Here is a 20,662-nt window from a genome sequence, read left to right on the forward strand (position 1 = left end):
ACTTACTGGTTGTTTGTTCAGTTTTCAAAGAGCAAATTTTTCGCCGCTTCGTAACAGCGACATTTAATAATATATCACAGTCGACATCTGTTTGTCAACAAGTAATTTTAAAATTTATGTCGTTAAGTAACAATCCGTTTTTAGCGACAAAAAATACTTTAACACGGTTACTACCTGGAAGTCAACATATTTTTTATTTATCTATAAACCCGCATGCTGTAATAACTGTAACCGTGTATATACTATGACCTAAAATAAAAGATGTGACTAAAAATTACTTAGTTTATACTTGCGCTGGTAAACACCGACACCCTTAGTTTCTTCTAAAACAACGATAATCACTTCTTTTTCTTCCAAATAAGAAATGATGGCAGAGAGGTCGAGCCTATACGGTTTAATATTCGGATCATTTTTCAATTCAGCATATGACCATGGTTCGTCTTTTGTTCGCATAATTTCCAGTAAATGCTCCGCAGATACCTCGGCCCTATTTTTAATCACATAGTCCATTGCCAAAACCATTAACTCAATTCGCTTACTAATTTCTTCTCTGCTTTCAATAAACTCTTCATATAGTTTATAGGCTTCTAGATCGATGTTCTTTACTTGATTCCAGACCATTACTTCCGGGTAATAGCCTTTTTCAATGACGGCAAGTCTTGCAAGGTAGTGCAAGGAATGCAGTACTTTACTGTTTGCATCCTTATAATTTTGCGATGCGAACAGTGCTTTTGCTTCATTATAGCTCTTCACTAACTTGCCAAATTCAATGGCTTTGCGCAAGTTTCTTTTATGAAGTGGAAAATCTCTAAGCTTTTCCTTCAAACTACTGATATATTCATTGCGGTCAAAAACGACTTTTCCATTGATAATCCATTCCACCGCTCTTCGGTATGTGCTTGTATCAATCCATTCCAGCAAAGTCTCTTCGGTAACAATATGTAATGCGGCAGTTTCGCTTGCACTTTCATAATGCTTAACAAACCAGGAATGCTCCCCCTCTTTTACTATAATAAGAAGTATGATATCAAAGTTATCGGTCAATGGACTATTTAGGTTTGTCTTTTCCATCGTTAAAATGCCTAGTGTATTTGCATCACTTGCCCGCTCTTGATAAATAGGTCGTAGGAAATTTTCCATCTTCCTTCCTCCACTCTTCCTAAAAATTTCTCAAAACGATATATTAGTTAAAATTACACAACCACTATATTCTATCATCAAATTTCGACAAAATTAACATCTATTACTATATATTTCGTTACAAACAAGTGAAATCCTTTTTTTCAAAGGCGAAATTCTGCTATACTAGACCAAAAGCACCCATTTATCATGAAATCATGACAATGACCACATGGGTGTTCATCGTTGGACGTGCCTTTTGAACAATAAGGAGGAAGAACATGGCTGAACCAAGGTTAATCTATTCAAGTAAAATCAATAAAATCCGTTCCTTTGCACTCATATTAATTTTTGCAGGTATTCTTCTCATGTATGGAGGTATCTTATTAAAAAACATCGAGTGGCTAATGTTAATCTTCTTTATTTTAGGGTTGTTAGCTATTGTATTTAGTGTCGTTGTTTATGTTTGGATTGGAACCTTATCACTCCGGGCTGTTCCAGTCGTTTGTCCAAACTGCGAAAAACCGACAAAGATGCTGGGACGAGTGGACGCATGTATGCACTGTAAGGAACCTTTGACATTGGACAAGGATTTAGAGGGCCTGGATTTTGATGAGAAATATAATTCTAAAAGATATAAAAAGAAAGAGAAATAAAAAAATCCAAATGGACACTCCCATTTGGATTTTTTTATTTGGAACCTGGACATGCTTTTACCTTTAAATAGCTATAGATACACTTTTTCATAAAACGGTGATTAATGCTTTTGCGTTGCTACTTTCTTGCATTCTTCACATGTTCCGTAAACTTCTAAACGGTGATGACTCACATCAAATCCTGTAACCTGTTCTGCTAAAGATTCAACTTCATCCAATGATGGGTAGTCAAAGTCAACAATTTTGCCGCAATCATCGCAGATAATATGATAGTGATCAGATGTATTACAATCGAATCGACTGGACGAATCACCATAGGTAAGTTCACGCACAAGACCGACTTCACGTAGAACGCGTAAATTATTATAGACAGTTGCTACACTCATATTCGGAAATTTTCCTTCCAGTGCTTTATATATTTCATCCGCTGTCGGGTGCATCATTGAATTTAAAAGATATTCAAGTACCGCATGACGCTGTGGAGTGATACGGACGCCTGATTCTTTTAGTGTATTAATCGCTTGTCGTAATCGTTTTTCAGACACAGTCATCCACCTCACTTTCAATGTAAATAAGTACGTATTATATTCTAATAATATTATTAATTTATAATCTTTATAATTAGTTTACCTTCTTTTATAGCTTCCTGTCAATATAAGTACATTACGGACGGTACTATTATCAATTATAAAAATTAAATTTTCAATTATTCTCCTTATTCCTTACTATTTGTTCTTTCTTTATTTATATACTATATAAAGTGCATATATGTTTTTACAAGTATTACACATCTGTTTTTAATACTCTTTCCTCCCCGCCCAGGCATTTATTAACATAGCGGGCAGCCACAAACAGGAAGTCTGATAACCGATTCAAGTACTGGCGGACGAATGGATTATCCAGTTCTTCTCCAAGACTTACCGTAGTCCGCTCTGCTCTTCTTACAATGGTCCGTGCTGTATGAAGTGCACTCGATGCCATATGACCAGAAGGCAAAATAAAATTCTTCAGCGGTTCCAGCTTAGTATCCCATTCATCTATTTTCGTCTCCAGATCATCAATGTGTTCCTGTTTTAACTTCCAGCTTACTTCTTTTCCTTTTGGAGTCGAGAGTTCCGCACCAACATAAAACATAATCGTCTGAACGCGATGCATGACTTCCATAAAATCATCTTTGTCTTCCCAGTTTTCTTTTTCTAAAAAGCTTAAGGCTAATCCAATAAACGAATTGGCTTCATCACATGTACCATATGCTTCTACACGTACATCGTTTTTCGGTACACGTTCCCCATAAACCAATGACGTAAGACCTTTATCACCTGAGCGCGTATAAATTCGTGCCATATTAGTACCCCCTGCTTAAATCAATCTTATTTATATAATTATCTTTCTCATTAACATATATGTTTAAATTCTTGTCAAAAATGTCCAGTGCCCGCTTCATATAATTAGGTGATAATCCGGAAATATGCGGGGTGATCGTTATATTTTCTTCCTCCCAGAATGGATGGTTTTCAGGTAATGGCTCCTCTTTGACAACGTCAAGGACAACATGTGCAATCTCTTTTTCCCGAATCGCATTTAACAAATCTTCTTCTACGACGGCATCTCCCCGCCCCATATTCAGGAAAATGGAATGACTCGGCATCGCTTGAAACTGCTCATATGTGTAAATATCCTTTGTTTCCTCTGTACTTGGCAGAACGGATACGACAAAATCCGCTTTCGGTAGAACCGTGTTTAGTTCTGTGATTTTAACATTTTCATCGAAGTTGTCTACTTGCTTTCCGCTTCTTGATACACCAATTATATGCATTCGAAACGCTTTGCCGAGTCGAGCAACTTCCTTACCGATTGCACCAGCCCCAACGACAATTAGCGTTTTCCCTGTGATTTCCTGCATCTTCACCGACTTATCCCATACTCTGTTTTCCTCATTGTTCATGATGGTTTTTGCTTGACGGCTAACCTGCAGGAGCATCGATATTGCATATTCTGACATTTGAATGGCATGAATTCCTCTAGCATTGGTGAGTAGAATATTCTTTCCCCGAATCAATTCAAATGGCAATTTCTCTATCCCGGCAGAAAGAACCTGTATCCATTTTATATTCACCGCTTCCGATAAGAATGCTTCCTTAATATCACCGCCATATGTAACATATATTTCAGCATCCTTAATATAGGCCATTGCCTCATCAGCGGAGTTGCAAAACTGAAAGGTCAGGTCTGGAAAATTTGCTCTTAATCTATCCTGATGTTTCCCGGAAATCTTTGCGGAAAAAACAATCATTGCGTAGCCCCCAATACCTTGTATATTTTCCTCTATTTTACCTGAAAACTGCAAAGATTGGGAGATATAGAGCTTAAATTACTTTTTAATCGTATTCCATAAAATCTTCATATCCATTTTAACCGATCGATTATGAATATAATAAAGATCATAATTGACTCTTTCCGTGTAGTTCATGTTATCGCCTCTAACCGCACGGGCATATCCGGTTATTCCCGGCTTTACCTTTAGTCTATTTTTTTGCCAGTCATTGTAATAGTCCACAATCTCTTTTTTCTCGGGCTTTGGACCAACCAGACTCATATCCCCTTTTAACACATTCCATAACCTTGGCAGCTTGTGGAGATGATACTTTTTCAGCCACTTTCCAGTTGGGGTAATCGTACAATGAACATCCCGCTGAAATGTAAATTCATCAGGTACGCCATCCATCCATGAATCTGGAAATGGATGTGGTGGAAAAGCCCAAATTACCTTGGATGGATTCGTCATAATTCGAAAACTGAACATGATAAATTCCCGGCCATTCTTCCCTACTCTTACCTCTTTATAAAAAATCGGTTTACCTTCCTTTTTATAAATTCGATACGAGATAAATAATAGTAGAGGCATGAGGGTTAGAAGCAGCACCAAACTAATACCAACATCTGTCATTCTCTTTAACAACTGATAGAAACGGTCTTTCCTCACTGAATCTGTGTTTTTCACCGCAGTATGAGAAGTAGATTTAATATTTTCCATTGCAATACACCTCTTTTATAAAATAGATGTAATAGACTTGTACTACATCCTATTCTTTAAAAGTCGTGCATATTACAATGTTCTTAAAACGTAATTGATTTTTAATAACGACGGTTGCTGTTGCCATGACTTGGGGATCTTCTCGCCACCCTCGTCGAACGTTAAGGTCTTTTTTATCCTACTTTTTGACGAAAAAAGAGAAGCAGGATGTACCACTGCTTCCCTCTCTTCTTATTTATTGTAAATTTTCCCGGATGAATCCAAGAGCTTCTTCTACATGGCCCTCTACTTTTACTTTACGGTATTCCTTTTGCAATACGCCTTCTTTATCAATGATAAAGGTAGAACGTTCAATCCCGTAATACTCCTTGCCAAAATTCTTTTTCAGCTTCCATACATCAAATTGCTCGGCTACTTGATGTTCCTCATCGGCAAGCAATAAAAATGGAAGATCATGCTTGTCAATAAACTTCTGATGACGATCAGCAGGGTCTGGACTCACCCCAATAATCACCGCATCCAACTCGCCAAAGCTTTCATGGTTATCACGAAAATCACAAGCCTCTGTCGTACATCCTGGTGTCATATCTTTTGGATAAAAATAGAGAACGACATGCTTCCCACGAAAATTAGACAGGCTTACCTTTTCTCCATCTTGATTTGGCAACGTAAAATCTTCTACCTGTTTTCCTACTTCTACTGACATCTAAATCCCTCCAACGTGATTTTAATGCTACTATATCATATCACTGTAAGAGATTCATTTATCTGTGCTTGGTAGTTTAGGATTCTCGCTCGGTATTTCTGGGGTCCCGATCGTTTATTCAGTGGCCTCGCTCGATATTCCTGCGCTCTCGCTCGTTTATTCAGCATTCTTGCTCGATATTCCTGAACTCATGTTCGTTTATTCGGCACTCCCGCTCGATTAAGCATTCACTTAGGTTTTCAGAGCTACTCCCCTAGTTTTGATCGCTCCCCACCTCTTGACTGAATTAATTTCATAACAAATGCAGTAGGTAAAATATATCCGATTAATGCCTCTATCATCGCTATAAACCTGCCAATTCCGATTGGTGTAATATCCCCATATCCAATCGTCAGCATCGTTACACCGCTAAAATAAATCGAATTCATTAGCGACTCAAGGACATTGACTTGCTGCAGCTCTCCATTTTCCACGAGTATGAGCCCCTCAAATGATAGAACAAAATAAATGAGTCCAAAGCCTATAATTACAGTGATATAGATAATGATTAAAGCTATAAAAAGTTCTGTTGAAAACCGGCTTTCTCTAAGCTCGAATTTCAACTGAATATTTTTCCCCCTGATAAATAAAAAAATGCTTTTTACTATAACGTAACTAATGATGATAAAAATAATCCACGGAATAAGAAACATCAAGATTACTCCTTTAGCTGCCCTAGTTTTTGCAAATTGAAAATATGACTTGGCTATCCCAATTTTTCATGTTCTATAATTACTATATGCTTTTGGAGGTTGGGGCTTGTCTTTTTTCGAAAATTACTTAATGATTTAGCGTCCCCATCGTTTTTACAAATTTTTTTTGATATAGTTAGGAATGGAAACCGTTTAGGGAGGAATCAAAAATGGATTTTACAAAATCAGAACAATTACATAAAGAAGCACTCGAACATATCGTTGGAGGTGTTAATTCCCCTTCACGTGCCTATAAAGGAGTTGGGGGTGGCTCGCCTGTATACATGGAGCGCGGCCAGGGTGCTTACTTCTGGGATGTGGACGGGAATAAATACATTGATTATCTGGCAGCATACGGTCCCATCATCACGGGGCATGCCCATCCTCATATTGCTGAGGCGATTACGAAAGCCGCGAATACGGGTGTTCTTTATGGAACGCCGACCAGTTTGGAAAATCAATTTGCAAAAATGCTGAAAGAAGCGATTCCTTCCTTGGAAAGGGTTCGTTTCAATAACTCTGGTACCGAAGCAGTCATGACTACAATTCGTGTTGCCCGCGCCTATACTGGACGGTCAAAAATCATGAAATTTGCCGGATGTTATCACGGTCATTTTGATGCTGTGCTCGTCCAAGCTGGTTCAGGTCCTTCTACATTGGGAACTCCTGACTCAGCCGGGGTACCAATTACAACGGCTGAGGATGTTATTACTGTTCCGTTTAATGATTTAAATGCGATGAAGAAAGCTCTCGCAAAATGGGGAGATGAAATCGCAGCTGTTTTAGTGGAGCCAATCGTCGGAAACTTTGGTATCGTGGAACCGCATGAAGGATTCCTGCAACGTGTCAATGACTTAGCTCACGAAGCAGGCGCACTTGTTATTTACGATGAGGTAATTACCGCATTCCGCTTTACTTATGGAAGTGCCCAACAGCTATACGGTGTGGAACCTGACATGACGGCAATGGGGAAAGTGATTGGCGGTGGACTGCCAATTGGTGCATATGGTGGACGTAAAGATATTATGGAGCAAGTAGCACCACTCGGTCCCGCATACCAGGCTGGAACGATGTCAGGGAATCCAGCTTCCATGGCATCTGGCATCGCCTGCTTAGAAATTCTTGGCCAGGAAGGTGTTTATGAAAAACTCGATCAGCTTGGGGAACGCTTGGAAACAGGTATCTTGGCAAAGGCTCAGGAACATGGCATCCATACTACCGTTAACCGATTAAAAGGTGCGCTTACCGTTTACTTCGGCGTGGACAAAGTGACGAATTATGCAGAAGCTGAAGCAAGTGATGGCGAAGCATTCGGTCGCTTCTTTAAACTCATGCTGAATGAAGGCATTAATCTCGCACCGTCTAAATATGAAGCATGGTTCCTTACCACGGAGCATACAGAAGAAGATATTGACCAGACGATTGAAGCGGTGGGTCGTGCTTTTGCGAAGATGGCGTAAGTTTTAACGAAATGGAAAGCACTCTCTAGTTGGGAGTGCTTTTTTTGTGTTGATGCGGTTGTGTCGGCTTTGCTTTACCAGGATCATGGGGGCGTAGAAATTTATGGAGATATCTTTAGACAATATGGTGGGATTCTTAAATAGGGCTAAGCGGATAGCAACATTGGTTAACTCTTATCAACCAGATTGGTACTTTTATCAACTGTTATAAAATTTATCAACTCAAATGTGAATCTTATCAACCATTGGGACTTAGATATCAACCCATAACGCTCCGTTATCGACCGTTCTGGTACTTTTATCAACCGTTACAAAATTTATCAACCAAACAAGGGCTCTTATCGACCGTTAAAATAATATATCAACCACCCCACCTGCAACCAATTTGACTAAACAGAAAAATGCGACCCACACCTAGTATGAGTCGCATTCCAAATCATTTTTCCACTAATTCTGTTTTATCATCATCCAAATGCTGTACTTGATATAAATTATAGTAACTGCCCTGTTTCCGCATTAATTCGTCATGTGAACCAATTTCCGTAATCTCTCCGTTTTCAATCACAACAATTCGGTCCGCATGGGTGATGGTTGCCAAACGGTGTGCAACAATAAAGGTCGTTCTATCAGATGCCAGCTTTTCCATCGTCTCCTGGATGAGATGTTCACTTTCCAAATCCAATGCAGACGTTGCTTCATCAAAGATAAGGATTGGCGGATTTTTCAGGAAAACACGCGCTATGGCGATACGCTGCTTTTGCCCACCTGATAATTTCACACCACGCTCTCCAACGAGTGTACCATAGCCATATGGCAGACTTTCAATAAATTCATGGGCATTTGCTGCCTTTGCTGCTGCAATGACTTCTTCATCGGTGGCATCTGGTTTACCCATCCGAATATTAACGGCAATGGATTCACTGAACAGGATATTATCCTGCAGCACCATCCCGATATTATTTCTTAAGGAACGAGCTTTCACATCACGTATGTCGATGCCGTCCACTTTAATGGAACCTTCTGTCACATCATAAAAGCGTGGAATCAAACTAACAATGGTCGATTTCCCTCCGCCACTCATACCGACAAAGGCGATGGTCTCCCCTTTTTCCACTTTTAAATTCACATTTTTCAGGACTTGATTTTCATCTTCATCATATCGAAAAGATACATTTTCGATATCGATGTCACCATCTAAACGGCCTAGTTCCTTGGCATTTGTCTTATCTTTGACATCATATTTTTCATTCATAAATTCCATGACACGGTCAATGGAAGCAATCGCCTGAACTAGTGTGGTGGACGAATTGATCAGTCTTCTTAGTGGACTATACACTCTCTCCATATATCCAACAAACGCAACTAATGTACCGATACTGATGTTACCGCTGATTACTTGATATCCACCAAAGGCTACAACAAGAAGTGGAGCTAGGTCCGTAATCGTATTCGTTACTGCGAAAGTTTTCGCATTCCAGTCGACATGTTTCATAGCACGATGGAGAAATTCGTCATTTCGTTTGCCAAATTGACCTTGCTCATACTCTTCCAGCGCAAAACTTCTCGTCACCGGAATACCTTGCACCCTTTCATGAAGATGGCCCTGCACCTCTGCCAGTGCCTGGGATCTCTCCCTCGTTAACCGCCGTAATTCCCCGTAAAAATATTTAATCGAAAAACCAAATAGCGGAAATAGAATAATAGAAACAATCGTCATTCCGATATCCATTGTCAGCATAATGCCAATGGCAATAAGGATGGTAACTAAGTCCAGCCACACATTCATTAACCCGGTCATGACGAAATTCTTCGTTTGTTCGACATCATTTATCACCCGGGAAATAATTTCCCCGGTTTTTGTCTTAGAGTAGAATTTCAAGCTAAGTTTTTGAATGTGATCAAACAGCTTATCCCTGATGTCGTAAAGGATTTTATTTCCGACCCATTGCGCTAAATATTGTCGAATGTATTCAATCGGCGGGCGCAATACGAGGAAAACTACAAATGCAATTCCCATAATCCAGGCAAGCTCTGTCAGTTTTTCTGCATTCGTCATGTCCTCCGGGTAAATAATATCATCGAGTACATACTTTAAAATTAACGGCATTAATAGCGGGATACCAAATTTTATAATTCCTACAATAATCGTCCAAAATATTTTCCATTTATATGGTTTTACAAATTCCATGTACTGTCTTACAGGACCCATCCTAAATCTTCCTTTTTTCGTTATTTTCGAAGGCTTTTTTCATATGTTTGGTCGGTTTTCCACTAAATCAATGTGCACGACATAATTTGAATACCTTAACAACCGCTCCAGAAAATGCACTACGCTAGTGTTGAGTTATATACCTACCTAACATTTGGAGAGTGCTGCAATAAACCAAACATAACGATAATAATTATTAAAATAGTTGATTGGAATAGAAGGTTGTGCACTCACTTACGTCAAATTATATATCAACTACAAGTATTAAAATTCAACCAAACTTACGACAAAAGCCTTTTCTAAAATGAAATAATAAAACCTTGTTACTAATATGTAACAAGGATATTGGTTATACCAAACTTAGCGATATGTTAAAAATCTTTCATACCAATTATCAACAAAGTCTGGTGAAAAAGGGCCTTTTCGTTGGCGAACCCACCTTAATAAGTAATCCATGTTATTATGCAAAATTTGATCCAACACTTCCGGATAATTCATTATTTTTTTGTGATCCTCATATTCGTCAGCATCTAGAAGATCATATGTCATGTCAGGATACACTTTGACATCTAAATCATAATCAATATATTTAAGTGCCTCATCATCATATACAAACGGTGAACTAATATTACAGTAATAGTATATTCCGTCATTTCGAATCATACCGATTATATTAAACCAATATTTTGCATGAAAGTAACAAATAGCCGGTTCCCTGGTTATCCAGGCTCTTCCGTCACTTTCGATTACTGGTGTTTTATCATTGCCCCCGATTACAATGGATTCCGTTCCTTTTAAAACTAAAGTATTCTGCCATACTCTATGTAGTTGCCCATTGTGTTTGTAACTTTGAATTTTCATTTTCGTTCCTGCTTTCGGAGCAACCATCCTATCTCCCTTTCTTAGAAAACTGATAACCTGTCCATCATTTTGGGAATGGCTATGTTTTCATATACTTGGTACCCAACATTTTTACTTTGTACATATACATTGCTGCAAAAATATTTTCCCTTATGTGTGAAAATCCAATAATCCTTGCATTCATTATATAGATAAAAGCCCTAAATATAAAGTATTACGAACAGATTAAAAAACTTGGCTAACCCACCAATTATTAGTTGAATGCTTACTTCGAGCAAATCGTCGAACCCTTATCAGCTAAAATTTATACTGTCTATATCATACCTACATACAAAAAGAGCCCCCTAAACGAATAGGGAGCTCTATACATCGAAGTTAATTAGGAAGGAAAGTTACTTTTTGTTTTGTTGAGATTTTTGGTTCTGCTTTCTTACTTCTTGAGCATTGGTCTCAGAAGCAAATTCAGTACCAAATTGTCCGTTACCTTGAGCAGCTTGTTGGTTCTGCTTTCTTACTTCTTGAGCATTGGTTTCAGAAGCAAATTCAGTACCAAACTGTCCAGTACCTTGTGCTGCTTTTTGGTTTTGTTGTCTTACATGCTGAACGTTAGTACCTGAAGCAGTTTTGTTAGGATTTTTAGCCATCAATATCACCTCCGCACTAATTAATCTGTCCAGGATTCCATTTGTTATCCAACAAATTTCAGAGTTCGATATCCAACAATGGTAATAAGTCCCTCGAGATTATTTTCGAATAACACATACATTAATAATGAAAAAGGACTTTAAGTACTGGAGGAAAAAAATCAATGGATACACTACGGGATTTTTCCGAGCTTTCCATGATGAGTAAAACAAAGTGGAAAGATGAGGAATTACAGTACTACCAGCATTCCTTATCACAGGTATTACCGTATATCAATGCAGAGGGATTAACAATTTTGCATGAAATAAATGAAGAACTGCATAGCAGAAGTTATTAAATAATCTTCACGTGCGTTATGTTGAGAAGAAAGTTTGTTACTTTTTTATCTGTAGCAAAGAAGGCTCTTATACAGAGGAGCCTTTTTTATTACAGATATTTCATCATTTTCTGATGGGATACAGGAAACGGGTAATCCTTTAATTCTTCTTGAGAAACCAAAGTTAGCCTTCCATCGTCAGCCTTTTCTTCGGTTGTTTCCGCTTCAAAGATCTCCAGCTCCCATTTAATATGTGAAAAAACATGAGTTAAGTCACCTTTTTTCTCTTTTAATTCCAATGAAAGACCATATTCCTGGCGCATCCATTTCTCCACGTTTTCCTCACCAATTTCAGAAAATGGGACCATAGGAAACTGCCAGAGATTTGCTAATAAACCTGAATCAGGGCGCTTTTCAATGACATAATCTCCCTTTTGGTTTTTAATTAATAAAACCGTATAAGCCATTGTTTTTTGCTTTTTCGCTTTTTTCTTTACTGGTAGCTCTTCCTGAACTCCTTCTTCAAAAGCCCGGCAATAATCCTGTACCGGACATAACAGGCAGGCTGGTGATTTTGGTGTGCAAATCGTTGCACCTAAATCCATTATAGCTTGATTGAAGGAGGATGGATCGTCTTTAGAAATCACTTCCCGGACTATTGCTTCCATTTTTTTCCGCGTTTTCGCCTGAGCAATATCGTCTTCTATTTTTAAAATCCGGGAAAATACACGCATTACGTTTCCATCAACGGCGGGTTCTGGCTGATTGTACGCAATAGATAGGATAGCCCCTTTTGTATAGGGCCCAACTCCTTTTAGTGCTCCCAGTTCTTCGGGATTATCCGGCACTTTACCCTCGTACGTTTCCACTACTTCCTTTACAGCGGATTGCAAATTTTTCGCACGGGAGTAATAGCCAAGCCCTTCCCATGTCTTTAATACTTCTTGCTCATCTGCCTTGGCCAATTCGTAAACGGTAGGGAATTTATCTAAAAATCGGTGAAAATATGGGATAACGGTATCCACCTTAGTTTGCTGCAGCATGATTTCAGAAACCCATACTTTATAGGGATCCTGATTCTCTCGCCATGGCAGATCCCGTTTATTTTCATAATACCAATCCAGTAAATCGTATTGAAATCCGTAACTGTTAAAGTTTTTTAATAATTGTGTTATCATACTGGCACTTCCTTTATGGTACAATAAATATATATTATGTGTTATTTTTTTACTATCAGGTAAAACTAAATAAAAATTGCTATTTCCAGTAATGATTGATCCTTTTCCTAAAGTCAAAACTGTAAGGAGGACCTAAAACATGGACACTGGAACGCATATTGTAATGGGGATTGCACTTGGGGGTCTAGCAACAATTGACCCAGTAGTGCAAAATGATCCAACCCTTTTTAACGCCGTACTTGCTGGCACCATTATAGGTTCTCATGCCCCGGATTTTGATACGGTCTTTAAGCTAAAAAACAATGCAACCTATATTCGCCATCATCGAGGTGCTTCACATTCCATCCCTGCAATTATTATATGGGGTCTGATTGTTTCTGGAATCATTTATATGTTTGTCCCAGAAGTTAGTTACCTCCACCTCTGGCTTTGGACGTTTCTGGCCGTTATTATTCATGTATTTGTTGATTTATTTAATGCTTACGGTACCCAAGCTTTCCGCCCTTTTACTAACAAGTGGATTGCATTTGGCTTCATCAACACGTTTGACCCTTACATCTTCATGCTCAATGTCGGTGGAGTGGGCGCATGGTTACTTGGAGCACACCCAGGCTACACCTGGTTATCCATTTATACTGTAATTGTTTTATATTACATCAAACGGTACATGGATAAAAGAGAAATCGTCAAAGAAATTAAAAATTATTTTCCAGATACCGTTGAAATTGCAACCTCCCCAACCATCAAACAAAATTATTGGCGGGTTGCCATTACAACAAAGGATAAGTTTTATGTCGCAGCCGTCGAAAACGGGCATATCGAAATCGTGGATGAATTTAGTAAAGTTCCTTTACCAGATTCCCCCATTATGGAAAAAGCTTTAACAGATAAAAACATTGCATCGTTTTTAAACTTTTCCCCTGTCTACAGCTGGGAAATAAATGAATACGATGATTTCACCGAAGTGCGGTTCATCGATTTACGTTACCGCTCTAAAGAATACTATCCATTTGTAGCAGTTGTCCAGATTAATCGCAACATGGAAATTATCAGTTCGTACACCGGCTGGATTTTTTCCGAGCATAAACTGCAAAGCAAATTACTTATTGAAGATAACCCTATATAATGGAACGCTTGATTTACATTTTCAAGCGTTTTTTTGTTTGGGCGCCGTGGGTTCGCTGCTAATTCAGGTCTGGTAGAGAATTCAGCATTCGCTCCGGGAGTTCAGCATTCGTTCCAGGAATTCAGCATTCCTTCCGGTAATTCAGCATTCGCTCCGATAATTCAGCATTAGTTACAGGAATTCAGCATTCGTTACAGGAATTCAGCATTCGTTACAGGAATTCAGCATTCGCTCCCGTAACATTCTAAAACATTAGAAAGACCAACTCCTTACTTGAATTGGCCTAGATACTTCTATATATTATTTCACTTTTTTACCGAGCAACGAGATTGGCAGGGCTTCTTCTTTTTCATACAATTCATTTAAAAGATTGATTCGATGTCCCCAGGCAAACACACCATTAAGATAATCAATTTTAAACGTGAATCCTGGGTCCATTTTTAATTGATATACTTCCCCCGGACTAAAATCATCCGGATTCATTGTATATGCCATTGCAACTTGCATCTTTCTTTGGTTAATTTGTACTTCTGATACATTGCCCAGTTGCTCAGCCTTTTGTGCCTTTTCTTTCAATCTTCCAATTTCTTTATATAACTCTTCAATCGAGTAGTCGCTGTATCGATAATTCATTTTTACTCCCCCTTACTCTTTATTTTACATTTTATCTATTGTTTAGGACAATAGATAAGGATAATTAAATAAAAAAGGAGGGATTCCATGCCCACAGTAGCGATTACTGGAGCTGGAAGCGGGCTTGGTGAGGCTCTGTCCTATCAATATGGAAAAAATGGATACAAAGTTTATTTATTAGGAAGAAGCGATACGAAGCTGCAAATCGTAAAAAATAAGATTTTTCTGCACGGTGGGGATGCGGGAATTATTCTTTGTGATGTTAGTGAGCCGGCCTCTGTAAGTATTGCCTTTCAGCAAATTCCTCAGCTGGATGTCTTCATTAACAACGCTGGAATTGGAATTTTCGGTTCGATAGAGGGATATCGTACTGAAGAAATAGAAAAATTATTAAACACTAATGTAAAGGGCACGATCCTAACTGTCCAATCAGCACTGCCAATCGTCAAGGAAAGCAATGGCAGGATTTTAAACATTATTTCCACAGCAGGTCTCCGGGGAAAAGTAAATGAATCCATCTATTGTGCAAGCAAATTTGCGGTACGTGGATTCACGGAAAGCTTGCAAATGGAGTTAGCCGAACAGCCTGTTTCCATTACAGCTGTATATATGGGCGGAATGAATACTCCTTTTTGGGAGAATTCCACGCATGTCACGGATCCTTCCAAACTGAAAGGACCGGATGTTGTTGCAGAGCAAATTTTCAATGAAGACGACGGGAGAAAAGAAATTTTCGTCGATAAATAATTTACCGTACCGCATTCTCTGGGTCATTGGAGTCTGGAGAATGCTGTCTTATTCATTTTCTGTAAGCTTATCCAAATATCGATTGATTAGCTCGATGGTAAATCCTTTTCGGTACAATCCTTCTTTTACTTTTTGCTGTAATGCAAATCCCTCATGCTTCCTGCTATGCTTTCGCACTAATTTGTCCCCTTGATACACCATGGCATCCCACTCTGCTTCACTATCCTTTTCCCCATCCATTTCAGATAGGGCATCTGTAATTACCGTTTGACTAAATCCCTTTTGCAATAAATTCCCTTGCAGTTTTTGCAGCTGCTGTTTAAAGGATTCTTTCTTACTAGTACTTAATTTTTTCTCGAGGAACTTGGAAATTTTCTCAAACTGGGCTTCGTATGGATATAATTCGATAGCCTCACTTGCAATCCCGCTGGAAACTCCCTTTTCCATCAATTCCTTTTTAATGAGTAATGGACCTTTACTGGACGTGTTCATTCGTGTACGGACAAACATTTCAGCAAACTGCTTGTCATTAATTAGTTTCTCCTTCGTTAATCGTTCGAGAATAATTCCTATATGCTCGAGTTCCACTTCCTTTTTAACTAAGTAGTCGCGCATTTCTTTTTTCGTACGCATGCGGTAGCTTAAATAATTGATTGCCATGCTGTAGGATTTCTGTATCGTATCTTTTTCGACAAGTGCTTCTATTGTCGAATCATTTAGTTCCATTCCCTTTCGCAGGCGAAACTCCACTAATACCGCTTCATCGACACTAAATGCGTATTCTTCTTTTTCTCCATTGGTTAAATAAATATTGTATCGATCTTTCCGTTTCTTTTGCGTAGTAATCCGGGATATTTTTTTCATCATTCTCCGCTCCCCTTTTTCACTCGGCTCTTTTTGCAAGGCTTGTTGTTATAAAATTTATATAAACTTCGAACTAAATGAGTGCACTGTTGATTTCCGCTTCGGGCAGTCGCGCACCTTAGGGCAATGCTTCAGCCTCCTCGCTCGCAAAGAACGATCACTGCGGGGTCTTCAAGCAGCCCGTTTTCCAGCAGGAGTCGACTGCCCTCCGCTCCAATCAACCATTACAATAGTGGATAACCAATTCTTAATTTATCCAAAAAAGTTACAAAGCACTGTACTTAGCGTAGGAAATACACGAAGACTCCTGCGGGGAAAGTGACCAGAGTGAGTTCCCTAAAATCGCGTCAGCTCGAGGAGGCTCACGGGTCCCCTAAGGTGCGCGTATTGTATTTCCGGAGCGGTTGGTACAACACCAACTTAGCATCTAAAGTTAGTCAGGAGTCTATATAAAATTCTCACACAAAAAACAACAATCTATTAGAAAGCAATCCATTTATATAATATCATGAAAATTCCCGAAAATACTACCGAATAACGAGCACATTCTGTAAAATAATACATATAATAAAATCGTTCAGGGGGTTGCGTATTGAATTTTCTAATTACTGGCGGTACAGGCTTTGTCGGAAAAAATTTATGTCGAGCATTGCATGAAAAAGGGCATCATACATATGTCCTTACAAGAACTCCTGAGAAATACGAAAATACGATAAACACTACATTTATAGACTATCACTTTCCTGCTGATGAACTTCCAAGCATTTTTGGGGTTATTAACTTGGCCGGGGAATCCCTTTTTGGATATTGGACGAAAAAGAAAAAAGCTGCGATTTTAAACAGCCGTCTTGAGGCAACCAATGGGGTTTTGGAACTCATACAGAAACTCGATGACAAGCCAAATGTTTTTATTAGTGGTTCTGCTGTTGGCTATTACGGTTCATCGAATGAATTTATTTTCACAGAAGAAACCAGCACACCAGGTAATGACTTTTTAGCTAATGTCGTAGTGGATTGGGAAAGGGCTGCAAGCAAAGCAGAAGAACTTGGCATTCGTACGGTATTTGCAAGATTCGGCATTGTGCTGGGTTCAGAAGGCGCCCTTCCATTAATGAGTTTGCCTGTAAAAATGTTCGTTGGCGGGAAAATCGGTGATGGCCAGCAATACATGTCATGGGTTCATATTACCGATGCTGTTCAGCTTATCGAGTACTGTTTATTTGATGACCATATTTCCGGGCCAGTAAACATTACAGCACCGAATCCTAAACGGAACAAAGAATTTATGAAAACCTTAGCCACTGTTTTAAATAGACCAGATTGGCTTCCCGTCCCCACTCCCCTTCTTCGTACAGTAACTGGAGATATGGGACAATTAATTACAGAGGGTCAATTCGTCTTACCAAAAAAGGCAATGGATCACGACTTTCACTTTACTTATCCAGAACTCGAAGACGCATTAAAAAATATTAAATAACACTGATTTATCAGGCCATTTCACCATTTTTATTTGTAAAATTTTCTAGAGAAATTTAACAAAAAAATCATTTACATTTTGAAACAATCCAGTGTAAAATGATGGTATCAAATAGGAAAGAGATGAGACTTATTTTTGAAGGTTAAAAAGAGGGATGAATCCGTCTTTTAACTGCTAATTAAGTTAAATAGGGAAGGCAAATGGTGCGCCACCAGTATGTACTGGTTCTAGTGGGTTCGATTCCCACCCCGAATTTTTGTTGAAATTTTAAATAAAAATTCGAGGGTGGGTCACTCACTGGATTCCTAATAGCACTCTGCTGTTCGGACGATACCCACCTGGAATTAGGAGGGTATTTTTTATGTTGAAAAACCGCGAATTACACGAAGTGCCAGTATTATTTGAATTGATGTCACATCCTGAAGTATTTCCCTATGTAAGACATAAAGCCGCAACAAGCGATGAATTTTACTTTATTACGAGAAAAACAATTGAAGCTGAGGAGGAAGGCGAATTAATATCCCGTACGATTCTTGATGAATATCATCATCCAATCGGTACTATTAATTTGTTTGATATTGAAGATAAACATGGATTTCTGGCAACATGGATTGGTCAGCCGTATTTTGGAAAAGGGTACAACAAACATGCAAAAGAATTATTCTTTGACGAACTATTTTTCTCCCAAAATATTGAAGGGATTTTCATGAAAGTTAGAAGAACCAACTCCCGCTCCTTAAAAGCTGCGTTAAAACTGCCTTATGTTGCCCTTGCCAATTCAACCTACCCGGAAGTATATCAACAAATTAATGAAACTGGAGATATTTACGATTTATTTGTTATCACTAAAGATCATTACGCATCATACAAACAATTCGCAGCAGTTGAAGCAGCCTCTACTGGCGAAGAAGTTTCTTAATGGAAACTCTTTGCCGTGGAGGTTTTTCTTTTAGATTTTTGTTGGTTTTATCAGTCCGCTCGATATGTCTTACCCAATGGATTTCCTTCCCAATGGCTGATATCTTTCCTGTGTCATATCCCACGTACCAGCTAATCTATCCCCCCACTCCACTCTACAACGGCGGCTTCGAAAAATTTCAAAATACTGACTATTATAACTAATCCATCCTCACGTATACAAAATTTACTTACGGGCAGCCTATATATTAAAAAGCGAAGGATGATGTCCAGTGCCAAAATATAATCCGAATCATAGAGACAAGATTTTAAACAAAACCCAAGAAGTCTTGTACCAAAAGGAATTTAAAAAAGCAGATCGTGTTTACAATCAATTATCCCAAAAAGGAGACCGAGGCTAATTAGCTTCGGTTTTCTTTATCCAGACCGATACGGCTTATATCCTTATTTTTTCCACCACAAAACAACTTACCCACATCATTTATCCACAAAATAAACAGATTTGTTTATAACCCACTTGACCTTTGACCAGTATACACCCATTCATCCACAGACTTTCGTGAATAAATCAACACAAATTTGTGGATATAGTGGATAACATGTTGAAAACATAGAAACTACCTCAAGTTGAACCTGTGGATAAATGTTGTTCCAAAAACACTCAGAATACTACTATACAATTTCATCCATCCGTCTGCAACTTTTTATTGCCATTTATATCAGCAATTAAAGCAGGATGGCTATATATTCATTCATCGTCAAAAAGGGGGTGTCGTCAATCCAGAGGGAGTTCCACCGGCAGATGATTCATATAAAGAAAGATATCACGTCAAATTTAAGACCTTACATAGCAGATGCCGTTTGCCGTGGAATCTCAGAAGAGGAGTTTCCTCAATTATGCAAAAATATCTATCTCGATTTTTCCCGCAGGAGTCGACTGCCCTCCGCTCCAATCAACCATGGTAATAGCAAAAATAATGATGAGAATAGGAATATCACAAAACTAGCGGAGGAAATACACGGAGACTCCTGCGGGAAAAGTGGTCAAAGTGAGACCCCTAAAGACGCGACAGCACGAAGAGGCTCACGGGTCACCCTAAGGGGCGCGTAGTGTATTTCCGTAGCGGTAGATTAAACTCCAACATCATCTATAGTTACTTCGCACTTTATATCAACTACGAATATTAAAAAGCTACAAAACCGACGAAATGAACGTAATTAAAAAACACTCACAAACTAAAAAGCGCTTTTGCAAGTGTTCTTTATGGTTATATCTAAACTATTTTACTTTTACAATGGTAATCTCACGAATAACCAGATATGAAAGGCTATAAAGGATAACACCCGCTCCCAGCATCTGCCAGAAGAAAGTAAGCTGTAAATCGGTAAATATATTAACGAAGAAGTCAATAAGCCACCCCTTGGCAACCCCAACAAGTATAATGAGGACCAATGCTCCCGTTACTATTCCACCACCGGCTAACCCGGATTTGTAAAAGATTAATCCAATCACAAACATAAATACAAGCGCAAAGAACATTACAGTTGTATCAATCAATACTCTCGTAAACCAGGAATCCCCAACCAGCTCAGATAGGTGGAGAAAATGGAAGGTGCTGATTCCAGTTGCCTGCGTAAATGTTAAGGTGATGGAATGCAACATACTGGCAACTACTGCTTTGGCAAAGGATAACCCGAGAAAAAACAAGCCAATTCCGATAAATACACTCTTTCTCGTTGCTCCAAGTTTTACGGAAAACGGGATGGCCTCTTTTACCGTTAAAAAACCTAGAATCGCACAGTAAATGTAAATAGGAAGAGTTAAGGTAAAATAATATTTCCCATCATCTACGCCAAGTAAGAAATAGGATATACATAATGATAAAACTAAAATGCTTAATAAAATCCCCCAAAATATCATGAGTGAATACCGGACATCTGTTATAAAGAAATACATTAAACCCTTTAATTGTCTGGCCATG

General features: G+C 38.7%; 23 protein-coding genes. 9 read left to right on the forward strand and 14 right to left on the reverse strand.

Translation table 11 applies throughout. The annotated features are described in order from the left end of the window. On the forward strand, positions 1–248 hold a 248-nt coding region (locus GMJ66_RS20805; RefSeq protein WP_231514974.1), incomplete at its 5' end, for a hypothetical protein. Between the two features lie 19 nt (positions 249–267). On the opposite strand, the gene GMJ66_RS17870 is transcribed toward GMJ66_RS20805, so the two are convergent. After that, a complete protein-coding gene (locus GMJ66_RS17870) occupies positions 268–1,140 on the reverse strand; it encodes a nucleotidyltransferase-like protein (protein ID WP_156291681.1) in 873 nt (290 codons plus the stop codon). Between the two features lie 260 nt (positions 1,141–1,400). Here GMJ66_RS17870 and GMJ66_RS17875 point away from each other — a divergent pair, with 260 nt between their 5' ends. Beyond that, entirely contained in the window at positions 1,401–1,775 is a 375-nt protein-coding gene (locus GMJ66_RS17875; RefSeq protein WP_156291682.1) for a YgzB family protein, read from the forward strand. A gap of 101 nt (positions 1,776–1,876) precedes the next feature. Here GMJ66_RS17875 and perR read toward each other — a convergent pair whose 3' ends face one another. From perR to GMJ66_RS17905, 6 genes are all read right to left on the reverse strand, one after another. Continuing rightward, positions 1,877–2,326 carry a peroxide-responsive transcriptional repressor PerR gene (perR, locus tag GMJ66_RS17880; protein WP_407939247.1) on the reverse strand — a complete coding sequence of 150 codons (450 nt, stop codon included), beginning with the start codon at positions 2,324–2,326 and terminating at the stop codon, positions 1,877–1,879. Between the two features lie 232 nt (positions 2,327–2,558). Then, positions 2,559–3,119: a cob(I)yrinic acid a,c-diamide adenosyltransferase gene (locus GMJ66_RS17885; RefSeq protein WP_156291683.1), complete on the reverse strand. Its 561-nt coding sequence runs from the start codon at positions 3,117–3,119 to the stop codon at positions 2,559–2,561. 1 nt (position 3,120) lies between these two features. After that, positions 3,121–4,068 (reverse strand): D-2-hydroxyacid dehydrogenase, encoded by a 948-nt coding sequence (locus tag GMJ66_RS17890; protein WP_156291684.1) that lies wholly within the window; start codon positions 4,066–4,068, stop codon positions 3,121–3,123. Between the two features lie 78 nt (positions 4,069–4,146). Further along, positions 4,147–4,809 (reverse strand): sugar transferase, encoded by a 663-nt coding sequence (locus GMJ66_RS17895; RefSeq protein ID WP_156291685.1) that lies wholly within the window; start codon positions 4,807–4,809, stop codon positions 4,147–4,149. 235 nt (positions 4,810–5,044) lie between these two features. Continuing rightward, positions 5,045–5,515: a thioredoxin-dependent thiol peroxidase gene (gene bcp / locus GMJ66_RS17900; protein ID WP_156291686.1), complete on the reverse strand. Its 471-nt coding sequence runs from the start codon at positions 5,513–5,515 to the stop codon at positions 5,045–5,047. A 245-nt stretch (positions 5,516–5,760) separates the two neighbouring features. Next, the gene (locus tag GMJ66_RS17905; protein ID WP_156291687.1) at positions 5,761–6,207 is read right to left on the reverse strand and encodes a potassium channel family protein; all 447 of its coding nucleotides are present in this window, start codon (positions 6,205–6,207) and stop codon (positions 5,761–5,763) included. 209 nt (positions 6,208–6,416) lie between these two features. Between GMJ66_RS17905 and GMJ66_RS17910 the strand changes: the two genes are divergently transcribed. Beyond that, on the forward strand, positions 6,417–7,706 hold the full coding sequence (locus tag GMJ66_RS17910) for a glutamate-1-semialdehyde 2,1-aminomutase (RefSeq protein WP_156291688.1): 1,290 nt from the start codon (positions 6,417–6,419) through the stop codon (positions 7,704–7,706). A 436-nt stretch (positions 7,707–8,142) separates the two neighbouring features. On the opposite strand, the gene GMJ66_RS17915 is transcribed toward GMJ66_RS17910, so the two are convergent. From GMJ66_RS17915 to GMJ66_RS17925, 3 genes are all read right to left on the reverse strand, one after another. Further along, the gene (locus tag GMJ66_RS17915) at positions 8,143–9,915 is read right to left on the reverse strand and encodes an ABC transporter ATP-binding protein (protein WP_156291689.1); all 1,773 of its coding nucleotides are present in this window, start codon (positions 9,913–9,915) and stop codon (positions 8,143–8,145) included. Between the two features lie 360 nt (positions 9,916–10,275). After that, positions 10,276–10,803: a nucleoside tri-diphosphate phosphatase gene (gene ntdP, locus GMJ66_RS17920; protein WP_156291690.1), complete on the reverse strand. Its 528-nt coding sequence runs from the start codon at positions 10,801–10,803 to the stop codon at positions 10,276–10,278. A gap of 365 nt (positions 10,804–11,168) precedes the next feature. Continuing rightward, positions 11,169–11,420, reverse strand: a complete 252-nt coding sequence (locus GMJ66_RS17925; RefSeq protein WP_156291691.1) for a gamma-type small acid-soluble spore protein — start codon at positions 11,418–11,420, stop codon at positions 11,169–11,171. Between the two features lie 164 nt (positions 11,421–11,584). Here GMJ66_RS17925 and GMJ66_RS20505 point away from each other — a divergent pair, with 164 nt between their 5' ends. Continuing rightward, entirely contained in the window at positions 11,585–11,758 is a 174-nt protein-coding gene (locus GMJ66_RS20505) for a hypothetical protein (RefSeq protein WP_197046761.1), read from the forward strand. Positions 11,759–11,847: 89 nt separating this feature from the next. Here GMJ66_RS20505 and mutY read toward each other — a convergent pair whose 3' ends face one another. Continuing rightward, entirely contained in the window at positions 11,848–12,915 is a 1,068-nt protein-coding gene (mutY, locus tag GMJ66_RS17930; protein ID WP_156291692.1) for an A/G-specific adenine glycosylase, read from the reverse strand. Between the two features lie 139 nt (positions 12,916–13,054). Between mutY and GMJ66_RS17935 the strand changes: the two genes are divergently transcribed. Then, positions 13,055–14,041, forward strand: coding sequence for a metal-dependent hydrolase (locus tag GMJ66_RS17935; RefSeq protein WP_156291693.1), 987 nt, complete (start codon positions 13,055–13,057; stop codon positions 14,039–14,041). Positions 14,042–14,341: 300 nt separating this feature from the next. Here the strand turns inward: GMJ66_RS17935 and GMJ66_RS17940 are convergent, their stop codons facing one another. After that, a complete protein-coding gene (locus GMJ66_RS17940; protein WP_156291694.1) occupies positions 14,342–14,674 on the reverse strand; it encodes a YfhH family protein in 333 nt (110 codons plus the stop codon). 87 nt (positions 14,675–14,761) lie between these two features. Here GMJ66_RS17940 and GMJ66_RS17945 point away from each other — a divergent pair, with 87 nt between their 5' ends. Beyond that, positions 14,762–15,421 carry an SDR family NAD(P)-dependent oxidoreductase gene (locus GMJ66_RS17945; RefSeq protein WP_156291695.1) on the forward strand — a complete coding sequence of 220 codons (660 nt, stop codon included), beginning with the start codon at positions 14,762–14,764 and terminating at the stop codon, positions 15,419–15,421. Between the two features lie 48 nt (positions 15,422–15,469). Here the strand turns inward: GMJ66_RS17945 and recX are convergent, their stop codons facing one another. Continuing rightward, positions 15,470–16,288, reverse strand: a complete 819-nt coding sequence (recX, locus tag GMJ66_RS17950) for a recombination regulator RecX (RefSeq protein WP_331279699.1) — start codon at positions 16,286–16,288, stop codon at positions 15,470–15,472. Positions 16,289–16,877: 589 nt separating this feature from the next. Here recX and GMJ66_RS17955 point away from each other — a divergent pair. The 3 genes from GMJ66_RS17955 to GMJ66_RS17965 all read left to right on the forward strand — a co-directional run bounded on the left by GMJ66_RS17955 (position 16,878) and on the right by GMJ66_RS17965 (position 19,081). Further along, positions 16,878–17,762: a TIGR01777 family oxidoreductase gene (locus tag GMJ66_RS17955; protein WP_156291696.1), complete on the forward strand. Its 885-nt coding sequence runs from the start codon at positions 16,878–16,880 to the stop codon at positions 17,760–17,762. Between the two features lie 361 nt (positions 17,763–18,123). Then, complete coding sequence (locus tag GMJ66_RS17960; RefSeq protein WP_156291697.1) at positions 18,124–18,681, forward strand: GNAT family N-acetyltransferase; 558 nt, start codon at positions 18,124–18,126, stop codon at positions 18,679–18,681. Between the two features lie 271 nt (positions 18,682–18,952). Next, entirely contained in the window at positions 18,953–19,081 is a 129-nt protein-coding gene (locus tag GMJ66_RS17965; protein ID WP_156291698.1) for a YfhE family protein, read from the forward strand. A gap of 878 nt (positions 19,082–19,959) precedes the next feature. Here the strand turns inward: GMJ66_RS17965 and GMJ66_RS17970 are convergent. Next, a complete protein-coding gene (locus GMJ66_RS17970) occupies positions 19,960–20,661 on the reverse strand; it encodes a hypothetical protein (protein ID WP_156291699.1) in 702 nt (233 codons plus the stop codon). Between the last annotated feature and the right edge of the window lies 1 nt (position 20,662).

It is taken from the genome of Oceanobacillus salinisoli (assembly GCF_009733865.1).
GTDB lineage: Bacteria > Bacillota > Bacilli > Bacillales > Amphibacillaceae > Oceanobacillus > Oceanobacillus salinisoli.